Raw genomic sequence first — 22,894 nt, forward strand, 5'->3', positions numbered from 1 at the left:
CATCGCGTTACACGCCAAACGCTACGGTGGATAATAAATATGACAAGCCAAGCCAATTTAATACCGGTTAATTCCGGTCTTCCAGAATTTGAAAATAGAGACAAGCAGGAAACCAAATATACCACCTGCTACATGTGTGCCTGTCGTTGCGGTATTAAGGTAACGGTAGAAGATAACAAAGTCCGCTTTATACAGGGTAACCCAAACCATCCTGTCAACAAGGGTGTGCTGTGTGCTAAGGGTAACTCCGGCATTATGAAGCAGTATTCGCCTGCAAAACTGAGTTCTCCTTTGTTGCGTAAGCCAGGCACTGAACGTGGTGCTGGTGAGTTCGAAGAGATTTCTTGGGAACAGGCGTTAGACATGCTGGAGAAACGTCTATCGCACATCCGCGCTACTGACCCTAAAAAGCTGGCTTATTTTACAGGCCGTGATCAAATGCAGGCGCTCACAGGTATGTGGGCTAGTCAGTTTGGTACCATTAACTGGGCTGCTCATGGCGGGTTCTGTTCCGTTAATATGGCGGCCGGTGGTCTTTATACGATGGGGCATGCTTTCTGGGAGTTTGGCGATCCTGATTGGGAAAATACTAAGTACTTCCTTATGTGGGGAGTGGCGGAAGACCATGCATCTAATCCGATTAAGCTTGGCCTGAAAAGACTTAAAGAGCGCGGTGCTAAATTTGTATCTGTAAACCCGGTTCGTACGGGTTACCAAGCAATTGCTGATGAATGGGTCGCTATTCGTCCAGGTACTGATGGCATTCTTGCTTTGTCGATGGTTCATGTACTGCTAAAAAATCAGCTGGTGGATGAAGAGTTCTTAATTCGTTATACCAACTCTGCTCAGCTAGTTGTTAATACACCGGGTCAGAAAGGTGACGGCCTATTTTACCGTGCAGGTGGTGAGACTCCACAAGTGTGGGATCAGGTAACAGAAGCATATGCCGATGCGAACCGTCCTGATGTATCGCCTGCTTTATTTGGTGAGTACACAGCGCCTGACGGAACACCATTGCGTACAGCAATGAGCATCATGCTAGAAAAGTATATGGATGATGAGTACTCTCCTGAAGTAGCTGCAAAAGAGTGTGGTGTCGCTGCTGAAGATATTGAACGAATTGCACTTGAGATGGCGCATGTCGCTTTCAAGGAGACAATTACTGTTGATGTAGAATGGACTGACTGGGCTGGTCGTAAACAAGATAAGTTTATCGGGCGTCCTGTATCTATGCATGCGATGCGTGGTATATCGGCTCATTCAAACGGCTTCCAAACATGCCGTGCCATTCATATGTTGCAAGTATTGCTGGGAACTATTGACTGCCCGGGTGGCCATCTGGCTAAACCTCCATTCCCGAAACACATCCCGCCTGGCATTAAACCAGCAAAAGAAATGGCGCCCAATACGCCGTTAAAATCACCACCACTTGGCTTCCCAACATGCCCAGAAGACTTAGCCATTGATGCGGACGGTAAACCGTTACGTATCGATAAGGCATATAGCTGGGATGCACCTATATCGTGTCATGGTTTGATGCATATGGTGATTAGCAACGCGGTAAAAGGTGATCCGTACAAGATTGATACATTGATGCTGTTCATGGCCAATATGGCGTGGAACTCCAGTATGAATACTGAGCAAACCTTGGAAATGTTATGCGCCAAAGAAGATGATGGCGAATATAAGATTCCATTTATTGTCTGCTCGGATGCATTTAACTCTGAAATGGTGGCGTATTCTGATCTCGTATTGCCCGATACCACTTACTTAGAGCGTTACGACACAATTTCTATGCTCGACCGTCCAATCTCTGAACCGCATGCTGCATGTGATTCTGTTCGTATTCCAGTCATTAAGCCTGACCGTAATGTGGTTTCTTGGCAGGAAGTGATGGTTGAGATGGCTGGTCGTTTAGGCTTCCCTGCTTTCACAACAGGAGAAGGCGAGCGTAAGTACGATGACTATAAAGATTTCATCGTTAATTTCGAGAAAGAGCCAGGTATTGGTTTCTTGGCAGGTTACCGTGGTGAGAATGGCGATAAGTCGCTTCGCGGAGAGCCGAATCCTCGCCAGTGGGAAGCATACGAAGAAAACGAAGGTTTCTTTGAGTTTGAGTTAGGTATGAACCAGCGCTATATGCGCCATGCTAACCGCGACTATCTTGAATTAGCAAAAGAAGCGGGTTGGATCGGTAATACGGACCAGATCGTTATTGAGCTTTACTCAGAAAAACTACAAACGTTCCGTTTAGCTGGGCAAGGTTTGTATGACGGCCCTATGCCAACCGAAGAGCACCACAAAGAACGTTTAGTGAAGTACTTTGATCCACTTCCTATCTATTACATGCCGTTGGAAGAACAGCGTATTGATCGTGATGAATATCCGTATCATGCGGTGAATCAGCGTCCTATGTTCATGTACCACAGCTGGGACAGCCAGAATGCTTGGTTGCGCCAAATCATGAACCAGAACTATCTGTACATGAACCGTATTGCGGCAGAGCGTGATGGCATTAAAGATATGTCATGGGTATGGGTTGAGTCACATAACGGCAAAATCCGTGCGCAAGTTAAGTTGATGGAAGGTACTAACGAGCAAACGGTCTGGACCTGGAACGCTATCGGTAAACGTGGCGGTGCATGGGGCTTATCGGAAGATGCAAATGAATCGACAGATGGTTTCTTGATGAACCACCTGATTTCAGAGCTACTTCCGCAAAAAGGCGACGAAACAGATCGTGTGACTAACTCTGATCCTATTACAGGGCAGGCTGCCTGGTACGACTTGAGAGTAAAAATCACACCCGCCGCGGAAGGCGAGACCGGTAGCTGGCCGCAGTTTGGGCCGTTGAAACCACAGCCTAATGCGAAGCCATCTCCGGATATGCTGAGCTATACCAGCCATAAAAATGTCAATATATTGCGCTCGCTGTCAGATATTCTGACACGGGGTGAGAAGTAACTGCAGACGGAGAATAATAAGATGAGATTAGGTCTGGTAGTTGATCTGGATACCTGTGTTGGTTGTCATGGCTGTGCAACAGCCTGTAAGCAATGGAATACGTCGGGCACCATTGGCCCCTTGTCGGATAAAGACCCTTACGGTCGCAATCCTAATGGTGCTTGGTTAAATCGTATCCGTACTTATGAGGTGGATGATTCGCCGAACAGTAAAACCGTGCATATGCCGATGTCATGTATGCATTGTGACGATGCAGCTTGTGTAACGGTGTGTCCAACGGGAGCTTCTTATAAGCGCTCTGAAGATGGCATTGTTCTGGTTGATCAAGATAAGTGCATGGGTTGTAACTTATGCTCATGGGCATGCCCGTATGGTGCACGTGAACTGGACCCACAAGAAGGAACAATGAAAAAATGTACCTTGTGTGTGGATCGTATTTACGATGAAAAATTGCCGGAAGACGAGCGTAAGCCTGCGTGCGTAATGACCTGTCCGACGAAGTCGCGTGTGTTTGGTGACTTTGATGACCCTAATTCAGAAGTAAGCAAGTTGGTGCGTGAGCGTGCCGGTAAGCAGCTATTACCTGAATTAGGTTATAACCCTGTAAATACTTATTTACCGCCGCGAAATAAGCCGGTTGTTGAGCAGTATCAGCCGGTATCGTTGAAAGATACGGTTAAAGGTTGGGTTAATAAGGTTATCTCGCGCTAAGTTTTCAAGCGGTTACATTGAAAAATGCAGCATTCGTTAGCGGCGAATTTTTTGTAGTCGTAATGCTTGTGTAGTGAGATAGGTAGAGTCTGCTCCTTGGTTAGGGGCAGGCGAATAATAATAAAACGGCCAGTATTTTGGTCGAGAAAAACGGAGATTGTAATATGCATCCGGCTTTTTCAGTTCTAGTATTTACCGTGATGTCAGGTGCTGGTTACGGCCTGATAACATTAATGGTGTTGGGCCACATGAGTGGTTTTGCGCCTCAAGAGAGTGGCGTACTTATCGGTGGCGGTGTATTAGCGCTAGTGATGATTACTGTGGGTCTTCTTTCGTCAACATTGCATTTGGCAAACCCAAAAAACGCATGGCGCTCGTTCAGTCGTTTTAAAACATCGTGGTTGTCACGCGAAGCCGTGTTTGCTGTACTGTTTTACCCATTTACGTTGATTTACTTGCTGGGTGTTTGGCTTCAAGGTGCCGATGTGGGTACGTTTGTAGCATTGTGTGGTGTTGTGTCTTCAGTCTTGGCAATGGTTACATTGTTTTGTACGAGCATGATCTACGCTAGCTTGAAAACGATACGCCAATGGAACTCATCGCTTACTCCCGTTAACTATATTGCGTTGGGTTTGATGTCAGGGTCGTTATTACTAGCCGCAGTACAAGCGATAGTCGCGGGTGAGCTAGCGGGTGTTCAATTGCAAATGGCAATGGGCTTGTTGGTATTGGGTGCTGTAGTAAAAGTGGTTTATCTATTTTGGATTGGCAAACCTGCTGGTAGCACGATTAATACGGCAACTGGCTTTACACAAGCAAGTGTCCGTTTGCTGGATCAGGGCCATACCTCAAACGGTTTTTTGAATAATGAGTTTGGTTATACCGTTGAGGCTAATAAATTAGTGCGCTTACGTCTGTTGATGTTAGCGCTTGCTTTCGTTGTACCATTTCTGTTGTTGTTAGCTGCCAGCAGTGCGCTAACAGTGATTGCTGCTTTGTTAGTCATCGCAGGGTTGTTAGTTGAGCGTTGGTTGTTTTTCGCTGAAGCGCGTCATGTTGTGCGTCTTTTTCATGGTGACCAGCGTACCTAAGCTGCAATGATTTCGCTAAATAAACGCGTAAAGAGACAACGAAGTTGAGAGAACTGTCATGAATTTTGAAACACGTAATCCGGCAAGTGGTGAATTGTTAGAAGCATTTGATATGCTGACCAATGAGCAATTGGAGCAAAAGCTTAGCGTTGCAGAGCAAGCAGCCGATGCTTGGAGCTGTTCTGTTTATACTGAGCGTTCAGCATTGTTGCATGCTATTGCTCAGCAGCTAACTGATAATCGCCAGATGTTAGCTGAAACCATTTCTCTTGAGATGGGTAAGCTGTTGTCGGAAGCGTTAGGGGAAGTGGACAAGTGTGCAGGAGCATGCAGCTTTTACGCGGATAATGCAGAGCAGATGTTACAAGATGATCTGATTGAAACCCCCGCGCGTAGAAGTCTAGTGACTTATCAGCCGCTGGGCATTATCTTTGCAATCATGCCGTGGAACTTTCCTTTATGGCAGGTCTTTCGTTGTCTTGTACCTGCATTAATGGCAGGTAATGGATTGTTGCTCAAGCACGCACCTAATGTGCCGCGTTGCGCAAAAGCAATTGAGAAATTGATACGTGATGCTGGTGCGCCTGAAGGTTTGGTCACTGATCTGACTATCTCAGTCGAACAGGCTGGTCTGGTCATCGCTGATCATCGGGTGCATGGTGTGGCCTTTACAGGTAGCGAGATGGCAGGGCGAAAAATTGCAGCATTAGCGGGTCAAAACCTTAAGAAAGTTGTTCTAGAATTAGGCGGTTCAGATTCGTTAATCGTACTGGATGATGCCGACCTTAACAAAGCAATGGATGTGGCAATGCGTGCTAGGTTCGGTAATGCAGGGCAGATTTGCATCGCTTCTAAGCGCTTTCTTGTTGTGCCTAGCAGGATACAAGAGTTTACCGAGATTATGGTATCGCGGGTTAATGAGTTGAAGCACGGTGACCCGCTCAATCCAGATACGACACTGGCTCCAATGTCTCGCTTGGATATTCGGGATAAGGTGCATCAGCAGGTGGTGGCATCTATTTCTGAAGGTGCGAGAGCATTGGTAGGTTGTAAACCGGTTGAAGGCGCAGGCTACTTTTATGAGCCGTCTGTACTGGAGAATGTAAAGTTGGGTATGACTGCTTTCAATGAAGAGATTTTTGGGCCTGTGGCTGCCATTGTTGCCGTTCGTGATGAAGCAGATGCGATTGCGCAGGCCAATGCTACTCGTTTTGGTTTGGGTGCAAGTGTTTGGACTCAAGATCTAGAAAAGGGCGAAGCAATTCTGCGCCAGATAGATGTGGGTTGTGGTTTTGTTAATGCTCAGGTAGCCAGTGATGTGCGTATGCCATTTGGAGGCGTAAAAGCTTCAGGCATTGGCCGTGAACTAGGAATTAGCGGTATTCGAGAGTTTTGCAACGCTAAGTCTTTGTGGGTTGCTTAAGCTGTAAGTTTGATTTGGTTGAGTAGATATAAAAAACGGATGATTTATTCATCCGTTTTTTTATGCGGGTAAAGCAGCTAACTTTTTGTCACTAAACAGGAAAATGTTTACGCCATTCTGCTTAGGTCGTTGCGTAGCTCTTGGATTTTAGCGGCCATTACTTGTTCCATTTTATCCAGCTCTTCCATCAAAACGGTACGGCGATCGCTGTTACTTTGCTTTTTTGATAATGTATTTAGCTCTGCAATAGCTGCCATCAAAACAGGATCGCTTCCTCCATTATGTTTGCTTTTTTCTTTTGCTTGAGCGTCGGCGGCAATAACTTTATTGCACTCAAAGTAGAATGAGCTGCTTTCAGGCAGAGCTGAAGTTTCAGAGTTCTTAAAGTAGATTTTCAGAACTTCCTGATCATTTTTTTGGCTGAGTTTGTAGTGGCTGATAGCGTGGGGATCATTGAGTCCCATTGTTTTAAGCGTGCTGTATTCAGACATAGCTTTACCTGTTTATTCTTATATAAGTTCTTGTCGTTCGTAAGCGCCTGTAGGCTATCTTCAAGCATAAAGATCATGAAGTGAAGCAGTAGGGCCAATTTAAGAGGTCTGATATGTCCAGATATAGCTATTTAAGTGCTTTAAAATAGTCTGGTCCTAAAAAACAAAAAATTCTGGCACTAATTAAGCGCGTTACAGGCACCTATAGTTAAAGCATAATGATAAAAATCGAGCAGGAGATAGAGAATGGCGACTAAAACCCAGGTCCAGATTGAACTACAACCAGAAACACTTGATCTGTTTGATCGTTATCACAAGTACACTGGCACATCGCCTGAGTTTTATATTACTGAGCTCGTTGAGAAAACCTTGCCTACTGTAAAGGCTATGGTTGATGCAATGGATGAAGCCAGCGAAAACCCAGATGCAGGCATAGATGTAATGGAGCTGTTTGCGCGTAACATGGCATCTGCTGCTCTAGAGCAGAAAAATGCAGCTAAAGAAGCACCTCTTACTGTTTAGAGTATGATCTTTGGGCTTAAGTATGAATACATACAAAGCGCGTCAGCTTTTTAAAGTAGGCGCGCTACATATTCTATTTATACTGGAGTTTTCATAACCGTATCAACCGCGCTGTTTTCTTTCTTTAAGTATTTTATCTTCCACACCTTTGCTATTACTATGAACTCTCGTTGAGTAGTTAAAGGGATTTCATGTCTTACCCCATTGATAAAAAATTAGTAATCGCCGTATCATCCAGTGCATTATTTGATCTTTGTGAATCTAATTCTGTTTTTGAAGAGCATGGTCCTAAGGCTTATAAGCAGTTTCAGGAAGATAATCTTGATCAGCCCTTAGGTAAGGGAGTCGTCTTTCCTTTTATCAAACGCTTCCTAAACATCAATAGCCACTTTCCCGAACAAGAGCCCGTTGAGGTTGTATTACTTTCACGTAACTCAGCAGCAACAGGTAAACGTGTTTTTCGCTCGATCCAGGCCCATGGGCTAGATATTACGCGAGCCGCATTTGTTGAAGGGAAGTCTCCTTTCGAATATGTACCGGCCTTTAATGCATCGCTGTTTCTTTCTGCTAATGAAAAAGATGTACACAATGCCATCAGTGCGGGTTTTCCAGCAGGAGTTGTTTTGCCGGGAAGGTCTGTCAATGATGACGGTGGTGAGGAGCTAAGAATCGCATTCGACTTTGATGGTGTCATCGCCGATGATGAAGCTGAAGTGGTTTTTAAAGAAGGCGGGCTTTCGGTCTTTCAAGCTTATGAAGTTGTTAACTCTCATATCCCGCATAAGCCGGGTTTATTGGCAGATTTATTTAAAAAGCTCTCTTTTTTACAGCATTTAGAAGATGAAGAGATAGAGAAAAATCGTCATTACAAACGCTTGATAAGAACGGCTATTGTTACAGCACGTAATGCGCCATCACATGAACGTGTTATTACAACGCTTGAGTCTTGGGGTGTGAGTGCTAATGAGACGTTTTTTCTAGGTGGTATGTCGAAAGATAGAATATTGTCGCGCTTTAAACCGCACATGTTTTTTGATGATCAACGTACCCATCTTGAATCAGGCGCGGGAGATATCCCTATGGTACATATTCCGTTTGGGGTAGCAAACACTGTCATTTGAAGGCTTTGATTCGATCTGCTGTCATGGGGTGAGTCGATAGGTATTGGCGCCAATGTGAAGCATCATCCGTTCGGGCTTCGGTTTTAGCGCTTTTATAATGACTACCTTCCAGTCGGATCATTAAATCTGCAAAGCGGTGAGTGGGAATATTACGAGTGCGTAGGAACCCCAGTGCATAGTTATCTGCCTCGGCTTCATAACTTCGTGAATAGGCAAGTTCGGCAAATAGCACCGGTAGACCTAATACCACTTCAGAAGTACCTGATACGTCTCCAGTAATCATCGCTAGCAGGAAAATAAATAGCGAGTTTTGTACTAGTCGACGCATACTATGGCGATATTTAACATGGGCTATTTCGTGCCCCAAAATGGCCAGCAGTTCATCATCATGGACTGCCAAGGCCACGATACTGTCAGTAAAAATAATGCGCCCATTAGGTAAGGCGAAAGCGTTGGCACCTATTTCTTCACTACTTCGAAAATCTACCTGAATGCGTAAATCCTCATGGCTCGTAATGGCTTCGGAAAAGTGCTTACGTAATTGCTGTTGTCGTTCAGCACTGAGCTGACTCGGCTTTAGCCAGTATTGCTCTAAAAAAACTAAGGTATCATCCGAGGCGCGATCCAATAGCTCTGCAGGTAATGCTTTCGTAATTGCCTGAGATGCAGCAGGTATTCCGTATTGAGCAGTACCCCATACTACGGTGAGAACTAGTAGTAATGTTAGAGCGACAAATTTAAAATTCGATTCTAGCCGGTACACTAGGCTAACAAAAAAGCTTGGCCGGCACTGTTTGATCCACTGATCTATACAATCGTTATTTAAGGTTTCTACTGATTGCCCATCAGGAAAGTTAAGGTAACGAGGACTATTGGCTAGACGTGACGAAATACTAATGAGTTGCTGGTCACTGCAGTGAATTAAAGCGCCGTTTTGCTGGTTAAAAATGCTTAACCGGCCATCTTGGGAAAGCTCCAAACGGACTTCTGTCTTATTAGAGCCAGCGCCATCGTACCATTGGCCGGCAAACTGCAGCATTGGTGTTGTACTCCTTGCTGTCATTGGTTAAATACCAAACTCCATATCAAATACATCACCCATCTCTTCACCGAGTGCAGATACATTTCTGGCCTCCCCAGCAACAAAGTTATCTAGATCTGTTTGTGCTATTAGCTCTAAGTGCTCCGCATTGTAATCCGCAGTGCGGACCATCGCCCAAGGGTGGTAAAAACCCAGTGTTAACATGGTGAGTAGGCTGTTAATACATATCAGTTTAAAATAGGAACCATCTGTCCAGGAGCTGCTAAAGTAGAAATCACCATTGCGCAGAGTTCCGTTATCAAAAATTAGGTTAGTAGAACGTACAGAGATAAATACAAATAAGTATAGGTAGGAAACAAGCCAGATTACCCCAGCAACAGCGGGCATTCTTAGGCTAAGTAGCCAGCCGATGACACCTGCAAGTATTATCATGCCAGCTGCGCGAACAAAGATCATATAGAACTCTTTTGTACAGGGGTTTAGCTTGAACCGTGCAGTACCATAGCAACTATTATTAATGATATATTCGCTTTGCTTATAGATAGCCAGAGGCATCAATAAGCCAACAGTTAAGATGCCAGCGATTGGCCATAGAATAAAGACTTGTACTGCGGGCCACGCTTTACCGTCGAAATCAAAGCGGATATTACGCCATGCTGTCATTCGTCTACTAAATCGTAACGATCGGATAGCAATCCATGGAAGACAGATTAATAGCAGTAATGACATTGCTAGCCCTGCAGCAGGATATAGATTTGTTACAAGAGAATAGAGTACAAAGACTGCTACTGCGATGAGCCGCCCTTTTAAGATAGTCATCGGTTTAGCAAGATAAGCGAAGCGACTGTCGCCGATCTCTGTGTTGCCATAAAAGTATTGAGTGTTACGTACTTTTGCCCAAGCACTGTAAATACCCAGCGTCAAAATAGTCAGCAGTATATTTACTATCCAAATACGAAAGTATTCTGAGCCATCACCGTGGAAAAAAAACTGCTCGGTGGAAGGTAATGATAACCTTCTGGGTTGAGTGTTATTTGTTGCTTTAAGACCACTTGACTCTTTGGAGGTCTCTTTTCTTAGATTAATAGGCGTCGGCGCAGCTGTGTCGGTTGCATCTGGCGAAGTTGGTTCTAGTTTGAGCGTAGTCACTTCTGATTCATTATTTATAGGAATCAATTGTGTGGCCACACCTATACGCTCAAGAGCAGTCTTAAACTTGTGGGCAGAAGCTTGGGCAATATTTTTTTTAATCACAACATTGCCTTTGTTAAACATTTTCTGTGTTTTGACTTCTGATAGAGAAAATAATTTAGCAAATTCTTCTTTTACTTGGCTAGGTTCAAAACCTTCTAGTGCTGCTCCACTGATAACAATGTTATAACGACTTTCCGACATACGAAATCTTCCCTGAATTTGGTTTTTCTAACACAGTAATTATTTCAAATGAGATTAGTATAAAAACCTGTAAAAGCAACCCTTTAGGTTTAATGAGAATCAAGGTCTACACCGTTACTTGCTGATGTGTTTGAAAGAATAAATTAAGACATGTCAGAGGTTAAGGATTGTGAATGGAAACCTATGTGAGTTACAGGTTAATATTCCCTTTTATATAGAGCAAAGTAATACATTAGGAAGCCGTCATTCATGTCTAAAATTAAGTTCTCAAGTGAACAAAAAAATGTAATTGTTCAAAAGATACAGCATTATTTTCATGATGAGTTGGATCAGGAAATGGGTCAATTTGATGCCGAGTTTTTATTGGATTTTTTTTCTAAAGAGGTGGGTGCGTATTATTACAATCAGGGCTTACACGATGCACAAGCAATGATTGAAAAACAGCTAGAGAGCATAACAGATGCTATCTATGAGATTGAAAAACCTGTTGCTCATACTCGCTAACGGGATTCGTTAAAGGTTTTCTGAGATAATGCTGAAAGCATATTGTTTCAAACCCAAGTACTAACATGATGTTTCAGGTGCAAATATTTGAAAAACAACAGTAAATCACGAGTTCTTTTTGTTTGTCTAGGCAATATTTGTCGTTCTCCAACAGCCCACGGTGTATTCGAAACATTAGTTGCTCAGCACGGCTTGGTTGGTTTGATCGATGTGGATTCTGCGGGAACGGCAGCTTATCACGTAGGTAACCCGCCTGATTCAAGATCTATCATTGCGGCAGCTGAGCGAGGTTATCAGCTAGACCATCTTCGAGCTCGTCAGGCTATAGCCCAAGATTTTAACGAGTTTACGCATATCCTTGCTATGGATGAAGATAACCTGAGTAACCTTAAAGATATAGCGCCTGCGGATTACACCGGGCATTTGGGTTTGTTTCTAGATTTTGCACAGTGCGTTGAGCATGAAGTGCCTGACCCTTATTATGGTGGAGAAACAGGCTTCGATCATGTGTTGGATCTTGTTGAGAATGCCTCGATGGGGTTGTTGTTAAAGCTGCAGCTAGTAACGCCTTGATGAATATTGAGAAAAAAATACTAAAAAATCACTCGCTGAAAACGAGCAATACGTTGGGCTTTCCTGCCAGTGCAGAATACTTCTTAGCAGTGAAGAGTGAAAGTGAGCTAGAAGCTGCCGTCGATTTCGCTAAACAAAATAAGTTGTCGGTTAGAGTTCTTGGCGGTGGAAGTAATGTATTAATGGCTCCACAGGTTGATGGGCTTGTCATTCGTATTGATATTATGGGTAAGCGGATTATCCAAACAAATGCTGAGGCCGATATTCTATCAAAGGAGGCCGTAAGCATTGTTGTGGGTGGCGGTGAAAACTGGCATGCAACAGTTGAGTGGTGTGTCGCTCAGGGTTTGTCAGGAATGGAGTCGATGGCTCTTATTCCTGGCCGGATGGGTGCGGCACCTGTTCAGAATATCGGAGCCTACGGGCAGGAGATGAAAGATATTGTTGTAAAGGTGCGTGCATATCATTTAGAGACGTGTGCCTTTGTCGTACTATCTAAGGGTGAATGTCGTTTTGCTTATCGTGACAGTACTTTTAAGCAAGCTCCAGGGCAGTACATTATTACTGAAGTTGAGCTAAGGCTTTCTCGCCATCAAGATGACAATGTTCGATATGCAGCGCTACAAAGCTACTTTGCACATAAGGGCATTAATCAACCAAATATTAAGCAAGTTTTTGATGCGGTTTGTGCTGTACGCCGTAGTAAGTTACCTGATCCAGAAGTTCTGGGTAATGCAGGCAGCTTTTTTAAGAACCCTGTAGTAACACTGGCACAATTCCAAAAACTGAAACAACAATGGCCTGATCTTATTGCTTATTCTGAAAGCGAAGGCTATATGAAGTTGGCAGCAGGTTGGTTGATTGATCAATGTGACTGGAAAGGAAAGCGTGCTGGGTGCGTTGGCGTATATGAAAAGCAAGCGCTTGTATTGGTTCATTTTGGTGGAGGGCAGCGAGAAGATTTATTACAACTCGCTAAAGATATCCAAGACTCCATATTTACCACTTTTAGAGTGCAGTTAGAAATGGAGCCACAACTTTTTCCTACCGCTTAGCTTGTCAATTCAATGAGTTATCTACTATAGTTTTGCTGCTTTATCAGAAAACAGTATTGATGAAAAGCATGACGAATGTGGTTATGTGTAACCACATATTCTGGAGTTATAAGTGAAAAATCTTAAAATTAAACATAAAACGTTATTATTAACATCTATACCGTTAATCCTGACTGTTGTCGCTCTTATGATGGTATCAACATTTCAAATGCGTACATTGGCTATGCAAGAAGTTGAGCAAATTCGTAATACGATGGTGGCTTCTAAGCAAGAATCGCTTAAGAATTATATGGAAGTGACTCAGACGGTTATTAATCCCATCCTTAAAGTAGAAAAAAATATTGATGTAGCTAAGGAGAAGGTGAAAAGAGTTTTGCGTGCGATATCTTATGGCCGCGGTGATGGTTATATTTTTGCTTACGATTACAGCGGTGTGAATATTGTACTTCCTCCCAAGCCTGAGCTGGAGGGGAAAAATCTTATTAATTTAGCTGATATCAATGGTGTTCGTTTAATTGAAGATTTGATTACTGCAGCAAGAAATGGCGGTGGTTATGTCAGTTATTTATGGGATAAACCTTCAAAAAGGCGAGAAGTACCTAAGTTGAGCTATGCTATTGATCTTAAAGAGTTTGGTTGGATGATAGGGACCGGTTTTTATATTGATGATATAGATGACGTAATTCTTAAGAAACAACAAGAAGTTGATGAAAAAATACGAGCTACCATGGTTCTTTCCCTTTCAGTGGGTGCTGTTTTATTAGTACTCGTGATTATTATTAACATATGGTTTTCAAATCGAGCTTTAGTTAAACCTATTAGAGAGCTGGCCGAGAGTGCGCGTCAAATGAGCTTGGGTAAGATGGATACCGTTATTACTGTTAATTCTAAAGATGAGATAGGGGAGCTTGCTGATGCTATTGGGCGGATGCAAAAAAGTTTGAAAGTTATTTTCAAAAAGCTGAAAAACACGCCTCGTGATTAGTGTTTCTTTGACTGGTTAATTAGTACTGAAAAGTTAGTCTGAATATTCTACTTTTGGTTAATGTGGGGTTCATTTAAAACCATGATTTTGCGGTAACCAGTTAGATCATTAACAATGAACTTCCTACTGATATTTTTGGCTTACGTTAAACAATAGCTACTAGACAAGGGGTGTCTGGTAGTTATTGAACGGCTAGTAAGTAAGAAAATAGAGTCGGATTCTAGGTTTTTTTATTAATTTTATTTTTAAAGGCTTTAAAGATGAGAGCTGAGCTTAACCTTTTAATTCAGCAAGTTGTCTACTATAGTTCCGAAGCTGTTATCTGAAAGCCGTAATGCCTAAAATAATAAAAGTGTGGTGTGTGTGCAGCCGCCGGCCATGGAGTAGCTAAGTGAAAAACCTGAAAATAAAACAAAAGATACTGATGTTGACGGCAATACCGTTAATTTTGACGGTTGTCGCTATTATGGCGGTTTCTACTTATCAAATGCGTGCGCTCGGCACCCAGGAAATTGAACAAATTCGTAATACTATGATGGCTTCTAAGCAAGAGTCATTGCGTAATTATATGGAAATCACAGCCTCTGCTATTCGGCCTATTCTAGAAACGGAAACTGATGCTTATCAAGCCACTGAAAGAGTAAAAACGGCGCTGCGTTCTATCTCGTACGGTGATGCAGATGGTTATGTTTTTGCTTTTGATTACGATGGGTTGACTCAAGTGCATTCAGCAAAGCCTGAGTTAGAGGGTAAAAACCTCATTAACTTAGTGGACGTAAATGGTATTCGAATCATTGAAGACTTGATCAAGGCGGCGAGAAACGGTGGCGGTTATGTTAGCTATTTGTGGGATAAGCCATCAAAAGGCCGTGAAGTTCCTAAGCTTAGCTATGCCGTTGATCTCAAAGAATTCAATTGGATGTTGGGTACGGGTTTTTATATCGATGATATTGACGATGCGATCGCCCTTAAGCAGAAAGAAGTCGATGAGAAAATTCAAACAACAATGGTTCTGTCGTTATCAGTGGGTGTTGTTCTCTTAGTGCTTGTGATCATTATTAACTTATGGTTTTCAAATCGTGCTTTAGTGCAGCCTATCAGAGAACTATCAGAGAACGCTCGTCAGATGAGCTTAGGTAAGCTGGATATGGATATCACCGTTAATTCTAAGGATGAAATAGGAGAGCTTGCTGACGCGATTGGTCGTATGCAGAAAAGCTTGAAAGTTATCTTCAAGAAACTCAAGCAAGCCCCTCGTAATTAAAAATTCAAAGAAGTTGTTTGTTCAATAAAAAAGGCAGGGTCACCTGCCTTTTTTGCATGTAAAATATCTGAAAATTCATGAAATGTATCAGTTATGATCTATGCTGAAGTCATTGTTTTGGCTTTCTGTTTGTTATTGATACGATTGCTCGGCTCTTTTGGATAAATACATGAAAAGAAGTGTTTCTGATTCCCTTATTGTCTTTATTGTCTTTATTGTCTTCTATTTTTTTGCTGCTTTGTCAGGATTAAATGAGCATTGGGTTTCATGGGCTTCAACTTATTCGTCAATCGGTTTAGATGAGCTACCTGTCGCTTTAGCGATCCTTTGTTTGGCTCTCGCTTGGTACGCATGGAGACGATTGAGAGATGCTAACGCCAGTCACCAGCAGCTTTCTGAGACGGTTGAGCAACTAAGGCTAGAAGCAGAAGAAAGAAAGCTTGCGGTTGAGCAGGCTCAAATACTTTCCGATACAAAACATGAAATGTTGGAGTACGAGTATCTTCGGAGTAAAAAATTACAACACGTTCGTTTAATGAGTGATGCACTCGCGGCTGCTACGTCACTAGATGATCTGCAGGCCATCTCTGTTAAATACTTAAAAAACTTAATGCCTGATCATACTGTTGCCGTGCTGTTTGCCAATAAAACTTTTGAAAACTGGGCGTTAGCGGGTGCATGGGGTGAACATAAAGATAAAGTATACCCTAATGTTACGTTAGAGCAGTGCCAAGTATTACAGCAAGGTAAGGCTTATATTGACTCGTCAAACACGCAGCAGATGCTATGTGGTAATGCTAATTTAACAACGATAAAAAGTGTGGCTTGCTATCCCATTGCATGCCAAGCGCAATACTTTGGTGTAGTACATATACGATCAGAAAGATTGACTGGCTCATTGTTGTCTAAAGAAGACGAGCAGAGAATAATCGCGGTTTGCAACACGATTGGTTTGCATTTTAATAACCTACAGTTGCGGACAGAATTAAGTATGGCCTCGAATCGTGATGAGCTAACGGGTTTGCTCAACCGAAGAGGTTTAGGTAATACTTTGAAGCGAGAAATTACAACTTCCGAGCAGCAGGGCTATGAAGTGACTGTGGCTATGATCGATATTGATCATTTTAAAAATTATAATGACTCATTTGGGCATCAAGAAGGCGATAAAGCACTGAAGTTTGTAGCAGAAACGCTTGCTAAAAACATGAGAGCCCGAGATGTTGTTGCCAGGTATGGTGGCGAAGAATTCATTTTGGTGCTGCCAAACACGAGTAAAATAATCGCTTATAAAAAGCTTAAGATGTTGATTGCAACAGTGGCTAATGACTCAGAGCTCAGCCCTGATTGTAAGCGTGCAATTACCTTGTCTGCGGGGATAGCAACGTGTCCTCAGGATAAATCAAGTGAAGAAGCTTTGATCAAGTCTGCAGATTTGGCATTATATGCGGCTAAAAAGCGTGGCCGAAACTGCGTTATGGCGTATAAAGTTGCTAGCTCTAAAGTGTCGGCTACTAAGCCGTCTGCAGCGGCTAATATTATTCCTACCAAGCAGGTTAAATAACCTAGAGTAAGCCCTTCCATGATTTTATACATAGCTGAAAAGCCTAGTCTTGGGCGTGCTATTGCTGATGCGTTGCCAAAGCCACATAAGAAAGCTGATGGTTGTATCTATGTTGGCAATGGCGATGTGGTGAGCTGGTGTATTGGCCATTTATTAGAACAAGCTCAGCCAGAAGCTTATGACCCAATATATAAAAAATGGGCAGTGGAGCATCTTCCAATTGTGCCCAGTGAATGGAAATTAGAAGTTAAATCGAAAACACGCAAGCAATTTTCGATACTAAAAAAGCTTATCAAGCAGGCTGACCTGCTTGTTAATGCAGGAGACCCTGATCGTGAAGGGCAGATTTTAGTTGATGAAGTCATTAGTTTTAGCGGTGTTTCTAAAATAAAACGAGATTCAGTGAAGCGCTGCCTTATCAGTGATTTAAATATAAATTCGGTTAAAAAATCGCTAAATAATTTGCGAAGTAACGCTGAGTTTGTTCCTTTGGCCACGTCTGCATTAGCAAGAGCGCGTGCTGACTGGCTTTATGGCATCAATATGACACGCTTATGTACTCTGCGAGGCCAGAAATCCGGTTTTAACGGTGTGCTGTCTATAGGGCGTGTACAAACCCCCTTGCTTGGGTTGGTTGTACACAGAGACTTGGAGGTTAAGGATTTTGTATCTAAACCATTCTATGAAGTGTTCGTTACTTTAAAAACGACTAAAGATGAATTTTATAAAGCTAAATGGAAACCTAGTGAAGCGTGTGAACCCTATATGGATGAGGAGGGCCGCGTACTCTCTAGAAAATTAGCAGAAAACGTCGTTACTCGAGTATCTGGCAACAGTGGTGTTGTTATAAAAGTACAGCAGAACAAAAAAAAACAGGCTGCGCCACTGCCATATAATTTATCCTCTTTGCAAATTGATGCGGCCAAACGATATGGGTTGAGTGCTAAGCAAGTACTCGATATATGTCAGCAGCTGTATGAAAAACATAAACTGATCACTTATCCTAGATCTGATTGTCGTTACCTACCTTTAGAGCATTTTACTGATTCTGGATATGTTACTAGTGCTATAGCAGAAACATGTCCAAGCTTAGAAAAAGCAGTGACTAGCGCTGATCTGAAGTTAAAAAGTAAAGCGTGGAATGACGCCAAAATTAGCGCCCATCATGCAATTATTCCAACGGGAAAAGGCATGGAAGCGAATCGGTTAACCTCTGGAGAGGCTAATGTTTATCAGTTGATTGCTAGGCAATACTTAATTCAGTTTTATCCACCTTTTGAGTATTTAGACAAGCAGATTGATACCGAAGTGGCGGGAGGAATGTTTATTGCGAAGCAAAAAGATGTATTGGTACAAGGCTGGAAATTACTATTTTCTAACGCGAAGCAAGCGAATACGTTGGCTGCTGAAACTAAATTAGGGGATGGCTTTTCAAGTGTCAATCTTCCCAACGTACACCAAGGGGATGTAGTTTTGTGCTTTGAGGCATGTTTTGCTGAAAAGCAAACCAGTCCTCCTAAGTACTTTACAGATGCGACTTTATTATCTGCGATGACAGGAATAGCGCGCTATGTACAAGATTCTGCAATTAAAAAAGTGTTAAGAGAAACGGATGGTTTAGGGACGGAAGCAACCCGGGCAGGGATTATTGAATTATTATTTACACGGCATTTTTTAACACGCATAGGGAAAGATATTCGCGCAACGGAAGTGGGGATTCAACTGATCACTAACTTACCTGAGAACATGGCTCATCCCGATATGACTGCTCATTGGGAATCCCAGCTGGAGGCAATTAGTCAGCGTGAAATGAAATACGAAAATTTTATGGCACCGATGACGGAGAGTTTGCACCGGTTAATTGAGGACGTTAGCCACGTTCAATTTCAAGGGCTTAAAGGGCAGGGAAAAGCACCCATCAAAAAACGTAGGAGAAAAAAAGTGTCATGAGTGCTCCTGTGGATGATTTTATTGCACCTTTTTGCGAAGAACAGATAGAGATACTTTTTCGGGATGAAGATATTCTATTAATTAATAAGCCAAGTGGTTTGTTAAGCTTGTCAGGTAAAAACCCTTTGAATAAGGATTCAGTACATTTTCGATTAGTTCAAATTTTTCCGGGCATTACGATGGTACATCGTTTGGATTTTGGAACATCGGGAATTATGGTCTTAGCACTTAATAAGGCGGTAAACGCGACCCTTACAAAACAGTTTCAAAATAGAACAGTACAGAAAACGTATATAAGTGTTTTGAATGGCCATTTGGCTTGTAACAGCGGGAGTATAGACGCCCCTATTGCAAAAGATCCGCCCAACTTTCCTTATCAAAAAATTTGTTATGAGAAAGGCAAGAAAGCATTAACTCACTTTGAATTAATTTCCTTATCTAGTAACCCTAAAACGAGCCGCGTTTTGTTTACCCCGGAAACGGGGCGGACACACCAGTTACGGATTCATAGTCGAGAAATGGGGTTTCCTATTCTCGGTTGCGATCTCTATGGTACTGAGAAAACACACGCTATGGCGAAAAGGCTGCTTCTGCATGCCTTAACATTGGACTTCGATCACCCTATAACAGGTGATCGAATATTAGGGCGGTGTGAGTGTCCTTTTTAGCTCACGTAGGTTAACGTCGATCTACTTCAAAAAGTTATCAATAGAATCTTCTAGTGCTCCGCCGTGATTTGATTTTCGCGGCTGTATGGCATCTATTTGTGGCTGTATTATATCCAGCTTAGGTTGTTTTTTATTCTGCGGAACCATTGCTCGAACAATAACGGCTTTGGCATGTTTAAGGTGTGATAGGGCGGTAAGTTTTTCATCTTGTGCGATAAACTGCTTCGCTTGATTTATGTGAGCTTCTGCAACTATCGATATATTTAGCCAGTATAGCTCTTGTCCATAATTTTCAGCCAAAAGAGGGGATAGCTTTCCTTTTTTGAGCATTTGGCTGAGTAATTTTTCAGTGAAATTGATATAAATTTGAAAACGTTTAAGTTCTTTGTCGCTATTAAATGCACCCTGCCCTGCGGCTGTTCTATCAGCGGTTTCTTTCTGATTGTTCACCTGTGTCATTAAATCAGAATCGGGGGCTAGTAGACTAATTTCTTCTATTTGAACCATTGCATGGCTGTTAAGCTTTTCTAAAATTTCAGGTTTGCAACCCGCCGCTTTGAGTGTTGCAATAGCGTCTAGAGTATGGAAAGTTTGTTTGCGCAACCAATCTAGCCGATCGTGTTTGACGGATGAATTGTGTTCTCTTTGAGAAATGAAATAGTTGATGCCCAACGCAATTGCGCCAATTAAAGCTATTATGACGATGTAAACTAAATTATCTTGCATCATTATACGAAACTACCTCGCTAAGTATCTGAATTATATAGTTAGGATGTGTGGTTTTTAAAGCGAGTATTGAAGTTATTTACTATTTATTGATTATAGTACTTATGTTTTTTTTTGTGAGACTTGCTTGACCCGAGTTGTATAAGCACTTATATATGCTCGCTATTTTTATTGTCTCGTATCTGCCCGAGGATAGTTACCCCTATGGGAAAGTCGCTCGTTATTGTTGAGTCACCCGCTAAAGCCAAGACGATAAACAAATATCTTGGTAATGAATATGTCGTTAAATCGAGCGTAGGTCATATCCGTGATCTGCCTACGAGCGGTAGTGCTACAAAGTCAGACCCCAAAGCTCGCGCTAAGCAGGCTGCTTTGACGCGTAAAATGGCGCCTGAAGAAAAAGCTATTTATAAAGCGAAAAAAGCAAAAGATCAGTTGGTCGCTAGGATGGGTGTGAATCCTGAAAAAAATTGGGAAGCACATTATGAAATCCTTCCGGGGAAAGAAAAAGTTGTTGAAGAGCTGCGACGCTTAGCTAAAGATGCTGACACTATCTATCTCGCAACCGATTTGGATCGCGAGGGAGAAGCGATTGCGTGGCATCTAAGGGAAGCTATTGGTGGTGATGATGAGCGTTACCGCCGCGTTGTTTTTAACGAAATAACAAAAAAAGCAATATCCAGCGCTTTTGAGGCGCCGGGTAAGCTAGACATGAACCATGTAAACGCACAGCAAGCTCGTCGCTTTCTAGATCGGGTAGTGGGTTATATGTTATCTCCTTTATTGTGGGAGAAAGTTGCACGTGGGTTATCGGCAGGGCGCGTTCAATCTGTTGCTGTGCGCTTAGTTGTAGATAGAGAAAAAGAGATTAGAGCATTTATCCCTGAAGAGTTTTGGGAAATTCACGCAGACACGAACACCGCGGCGGCTGAGATGCTAAAGCTACAAGTAGCTCGAGTTAGCGGCAGTGCATTTCGTCCTTCTTCGGAAGCCGAAACAAATGCACATTTAGCGGCTCTTAAAGATGCTGAGTATACGGTTCTTAATCGTGAAGATCGCCCGACTAGCAGTAAACCGTCAGCTCCTTATATAACATCAACACTTCAGCAGGCTGCAAGCACTCGCTTAGGCTTTGGTGTGAAGAAAACAATGATGATGGCTCAGCGTTTATATGAAGCGGGTTACATCACGTATATGCGTACGGATTCAACCAATTTAAGTGCTGAAGCCGTTGAAAGTTGCCGTGAATACATAGGCGACCATTTTGGTAGCAAATACTTACCTGAAGAAGCGGTTCGCTATTCAAGTAAAGAAGGCGCACAAGAAGCGCATGAAGCTATTCGCCCAAGTGATGTCAATATTGAGGCAACTGCACTAAAAGCAATGGAACGCGATGCTGAGCGCTTATATGAGCTAATCAGGCGGCAGTTCTTGGCATGTCAAATGATGCCTGCTCTTTATACCAGTTCTCGCATCACAGTGAAGGCCGGTGATTTTGAGTTGACCACTAAAGGACGTATTTTACGCTTTGATGGTTACACACGTGTGATGCAGAAAGGCAAAGGTGATGAGGACCTCATTCTGCCCGATGTGAAAAAGGGCGAGGTGCTTACAATGACGGCACTCGAGCCAAAACAGCATTTCACAAAACCAACAGCTCGTTTTACAGAAGCTAGCTTAGTGAAAGAGCTCGAAAAACAAGGAATTGGTAGGCCGTCAACATACGCCTCTATTATTTCGACAATCCAGGACCGGGGCTACGTTGAAATTCAAAACAGGCGCTTTTACGCCTGTAAAATGGGCGATATTGTTGTTGAACGCCTGACCGAAAACTTTACAGATCTTATGGATTATAGCTTCACTGCGCGTATGGAAGATGCGTTGGATGAAATTGCACAGGGTGAAGCTGAGTGGAAAGTCCTGTTAGACCGTTTCTATGGTGGGTTAACCCGCAAGCTAGAAGAAGCGCACGATCCTGAAACAGGTATGCGTCCTAACTCGCCAACAGAGACAAACATTCCTTGTCCTGACTGTAATCGTCATATGATGATTCGTACGGGAAGCACGGGCGTCTTTTTGGGGTGCTCAGGGTATAGCTTGCCGCCTAAAGAGCGATGCAAAGCGACTATCAACCTGACACCAGGCGACGAAGTGGTTAGTGCTGATGGTGATGAAGAGGAAGAGTCACGTATATTGCGTAACAAGCATCGTTGTAATCTTTGTGATAACGCGATGGATAGCTACTTGGTCGACAAGGAGCGGAAGCTGCATGTCTGCGGAAATAACCCAGATTGCCCTGGCTATGAAGTAGAAGAGGGTAGCTATCGCATCAAAGGTTATGAAGGACCTTCATTGGAGTGCGACAAATGTGGCGCTGAGATGCAATTAAAAACAGGCCGTTTTGGTAAATTCTTTGGTTGTACCAATGAAGAGTGCAAAAACACCCGGAAATTGCTTAAAAGTGGTGAAGCCGCTCCGCCGAAAATGGATCCTGTTCCTATGCCTGAGTTGGTGTGCGAAAAAGTTGAAGATACCTACATTCTGCGCGACGGTGCATCAGGTTTGTTTTTAGCCGCAAGTCAGTTTCCTCGTAACCGAGAAACACGCGCACCAAAAATTATCGAGTTACTGCCTCATGAGTCAGAAATTGACCCCAAATACACATTCCTTTTTAGTGCGCCAAAACGTGATAATGAAGGGAATGAGACTATTGTACGGTACAGTCGCAAGACAAAGGAGCAGTATGTGATGACCGAGGTCAATGGCAAAGCAACGGGATGGCGTGCATTCTATCAGGGCAGCGCTTGGGTGGTAGAAGAACCGAAGGCTAAAGCGAAAAAGAAATAAC

The 22,894-nt window shown here is 42.9% G+C and carries 19 protein-coding genes; 15 read left to right on the plus strand and 4 right to left on the minus strand.

All coding sequences use genetic code 11. The features are described from left to right. Window positions 1-39 precede the first annotated feature (39 nt). The 4 genes from QZZ55_RS06335 to QZZ55_RS06350 all read left to right on the plus strand — a co-directional run bounded on the left by QZZ55_RS06335 (window position 40) and on the right by QZZ55_RS06350 (window position 6,189). Complete coding sequence (locus QZZ55_RS06335; RefSeq protein ID WP_293266475.1) at window positions 40-2,964, plus strand: molybdopterin oxidoreductase family protein; 2,925 nt, start codon at window positions 40-42, stop codon at window positions 2,962-2,964. Window positions 2,965-2,985: 21 nt separating this feature from the next. After that, a complete protein-coding gene (locus tag QZZ55_RS06340) occupies window positions 2,986-3,675 on the plus strand; it encodes a 4Fe-4S dicluster domain-containing protein (RefSeq protein WP_293266477.1) in 690 nt (229 codons plus the stop codon). Window positions 3,676-3,839: 164 nt separating this feature from the next. After that, window positions 3,840-4,766, plus strand: coding sequence for a DmsC/YnfH family molybdoenzyme membrane anchor subunit (locus tag QZZ55_RS06345; RefSeq protein ID WP_293266479.1), 927 nt, complete (start codon window positions 3,840-3,842; stop codon window positions 4,764-4,766). Between the two features lie 58 nt (window positions 4,767-4,824). Then, the gene (locus tag QZZ55_RS06350) at window positions 4,825-6,189 is read left to right on the plus strand and encodes an NAD-dependent succinate-semialdehyde dehydrogenase (protein WP_293266481.1); all 1,365 of its coding nucleotides are present in this window, start codon (window positions 4,825-4,827) and stop codon (window positions 6,187-6,189) included. A 107-nt stretch (window positions 6,190-6,296) separates the two neighbouring features. Here QZZ55_RS06350 and QZZ55_RS06355 read toward each other — a convergent pair whose 3' ends face one another. After that, window positions 6,297-6,680 carry a DUF3461 family protein gene (locus QZZ55_RS06355; RefSeq protein ID WP_293266483.1) on the minus strand — a complete coding sequence of 128 codons (384 nt, stop codon included), beginning with the start codon at window positions 6,678-6,680 and terminating at the stop codon, window positions 6,297-6,299. A 246-nt stretch (window positions 6,681-6,926) separates the two neighbouring features. On the opposite strand from QZZ55_RS06355, the gene QZZ55_RS06360 reads away from it, so the two are divergent. Continuing rightward, on the plus strand, window positions 6,927-7,202 hold the full coding sequence (locus QZZ55_RS06360) for a hypothetical protein (protein ID WP_028470956.1): 276 nt from the start codon (window positions 6,927-6,929) through the stop codon (window positions 7,200-7,202). A gap of 191 nt (window positions 7,203-7,393) precedes the next feature. After that, on the plus strand, window positions 7,394-8,323 hold the full coding sequence (locus QZZ55_RS06365; RefSeq protein WP_293266486.1) for a 5'-nucleotidase: 930 nt from the start codon (window positions 7,394-7,396) through the stop codon (window positions 8,321-8,323). On the opposite strand, the gene QZZ55_RS06370 is transcribed toward QZZ55_RS06365, so the two are convergent. Together QZZ55_RS06370 and QZZ55_RS06375 are read right to left on the minus strand one after the other, a co-directional pair. Continuing rightward, window positions 8,316-9,362, minus strand: coding sequence for a M48 family metallopeptidase (locus QZZ55_RS06370; protein WP_293266488.1), 1,047 nt, complete (start codon window positions 9,360-9,362; stop codon window positions 8,316-8,318). The genes QZZ55_RS06365 and QZZ55_RS06370 overlap by 8 nt on opposite strands. A gap of 27 nt (window positions 9,363-9,389) precedes the next feature. Beyond that, entirely contained in the window at window positions 9,390-10,760 is a 1,371-nt protein-coding gene (locus tag QZZ55_RS06375; protein ID WP_293266490.1) for a YjgN family protein, read from the minus strand. Window positions 10,761-11,009: 249 nt separating this feature from the next. Between QZZ55_RS06375 and QZZ55_RS06380 the strand changes: the two genes are divergently transcribed. From QZZ55_RS06380 to QZZ55_RS06415, 8 genes are all read left to right on the plus strand, one after another. Continuing rightward, the gene (locus tag QZZ55_RS06380; protein ID WP_293266492.1) at window positions 11,010-11,264 is read left to right on the plus strand and encodes a DUF2164 domain-containing protein; all 255 of its coding nucleotides are present in this window, start codon (window positions 11,010-11,012) and stop codon (window positions 11,262-11,264) included. Window positions 11,265-11,351: 87 nt separating this feature from the next. Continuing rightward, the gene (locus tag QZZ55_RS06385; RefSeq protein ID WP_293266494.1) at window positions 11,352-11,837 is read left to right on the plus strand and encodes a low molecular weight protein-tyrosine-phosphatase; all 486 of its coding nucleotides are present in this window, start codon (window positions 11,352-11,354) and stop codon (window positions 11,835-11,837) included. After that, window positions 11,837-12,892, plus strand: a complete 1,056-nt coding sequence (gene murB, locus QZZ55_RS06390) for a UDP-N-acetylmuramate dehydrogenase (protein ID WP_293266496.1) — start codon at window positions 11,837-11,839, stop codon at window positions 12,890-12,892. The genes QZZ55_RS06385 and murB overlap by 1 nt, the downstream gene beginning before the upstream one ends. Before the next feature lie 112 nt (window positions 12,893-13,004). Beyond that, window positions 13,005-13,877, plus strand: coding sequence for a cache domain-containing protein (locus QZZ55_RS06395; protein WP_293266498.1), 873 nt, complete (start codon window positions 13,005-13,007; stop codon window positions 13,875-13,877). Window positions 13,878-14,268: 391 nt separating this feature from the next. After that, the gene (locus QZZ55_RS06400) at window positions 14,269-15,141 is read left to right on the plus strand and encodes a cache domain-containing protein (RefSeq protein WP_293266500.1); all 873 of its coding nucleotides are present in this window, start codon (window positions 14,269-14,271) and stop codon (window positions 15,139-15,141) included. A gap of 169 nt (window positions 15,142-15,310) precedes the next feature. Continuing rightward, on the plus strand, window positions 15,311-16,702 hold the full coding sequence (locus tag QZZ55_RS06405; RefSeq protein WP_293266502.1) for a GGDEF domain-containing protein: 1,392 nt from the start codon (window positions 15,311-15,313) through the stop codon (window positions 16,700-16,702). A gap of 18 nt (window positions 16,703-16,720) precedes the next feature. Further along, the gene (locus QZZ55_RS06410; RefSeq protein ID WP_293266504.1) at window positions 16,721-18,652 is read left to right on the plus strand and encodes a DNA topoisomerase III; all 1,932 of its coding nucleotides are present in this window, start codon (window positions 16,721-16,723) and stop codon (window positions 18,650-18,652) included. After that, on the plus strand, window positions 18,649-19,320 hold the full coding sequence (locus tag QZZ55_RS06415) for a pseudouridine synthase (RefSeq protein WP_293266506.1): 672 nt from the start codon (window positions 18,649-18,651) through the stop codon (window positions 19,318-19,320). Before QZZ55_RS06410 ends, QZZ55_RS06415 begins: the two co-directional genes overlap by 4 nt. 21 nt (window positions 19,321-19,341) lie before the next feature. Here the strand turns inward: QZZ55_RS06415 and QZZ55_RS06420 are convergent, their stop codons facing one another. After that, on the minus strand, window positions 19,342-20,049 hold the full coding sequence (locus QZZ55_RS06420) for a DNA topoisomerase I (RefSeq protein ID WP_293266508.1): 708 nt from the start codon (window positions 20,047-20,049) through the stop codon (window positions 19,342-19,344). Between the two features lie 201 nt (window positions 20,050-20,250). Between QZZ55_RS06420 and topA the strand changes: the two genes are divergently transcribed. Continuing rightward, on the plus strand, window positions 20,251-22,893 hold the full coding sequence (gene topA / locus QZZ55_RS06425) for a type I DNA topoisomerase (RefSeq protein WP_293266510.1): 2,643 nt from the start codon (window positions 20,251-20,253) through the stop codon (window positions 22,891-22,893). Window position 22,894 lies beyond the last annotated feature (1 nt).

The sequence above is a fragment of the Neptunomonas sp. genome (assembly GCF_016744175.1).
GTDB lineage: Bacteria > Pseudomonadota > Gammaproteobacteria > Pseudomonadales > Balneatricaceae > Neptunomonas.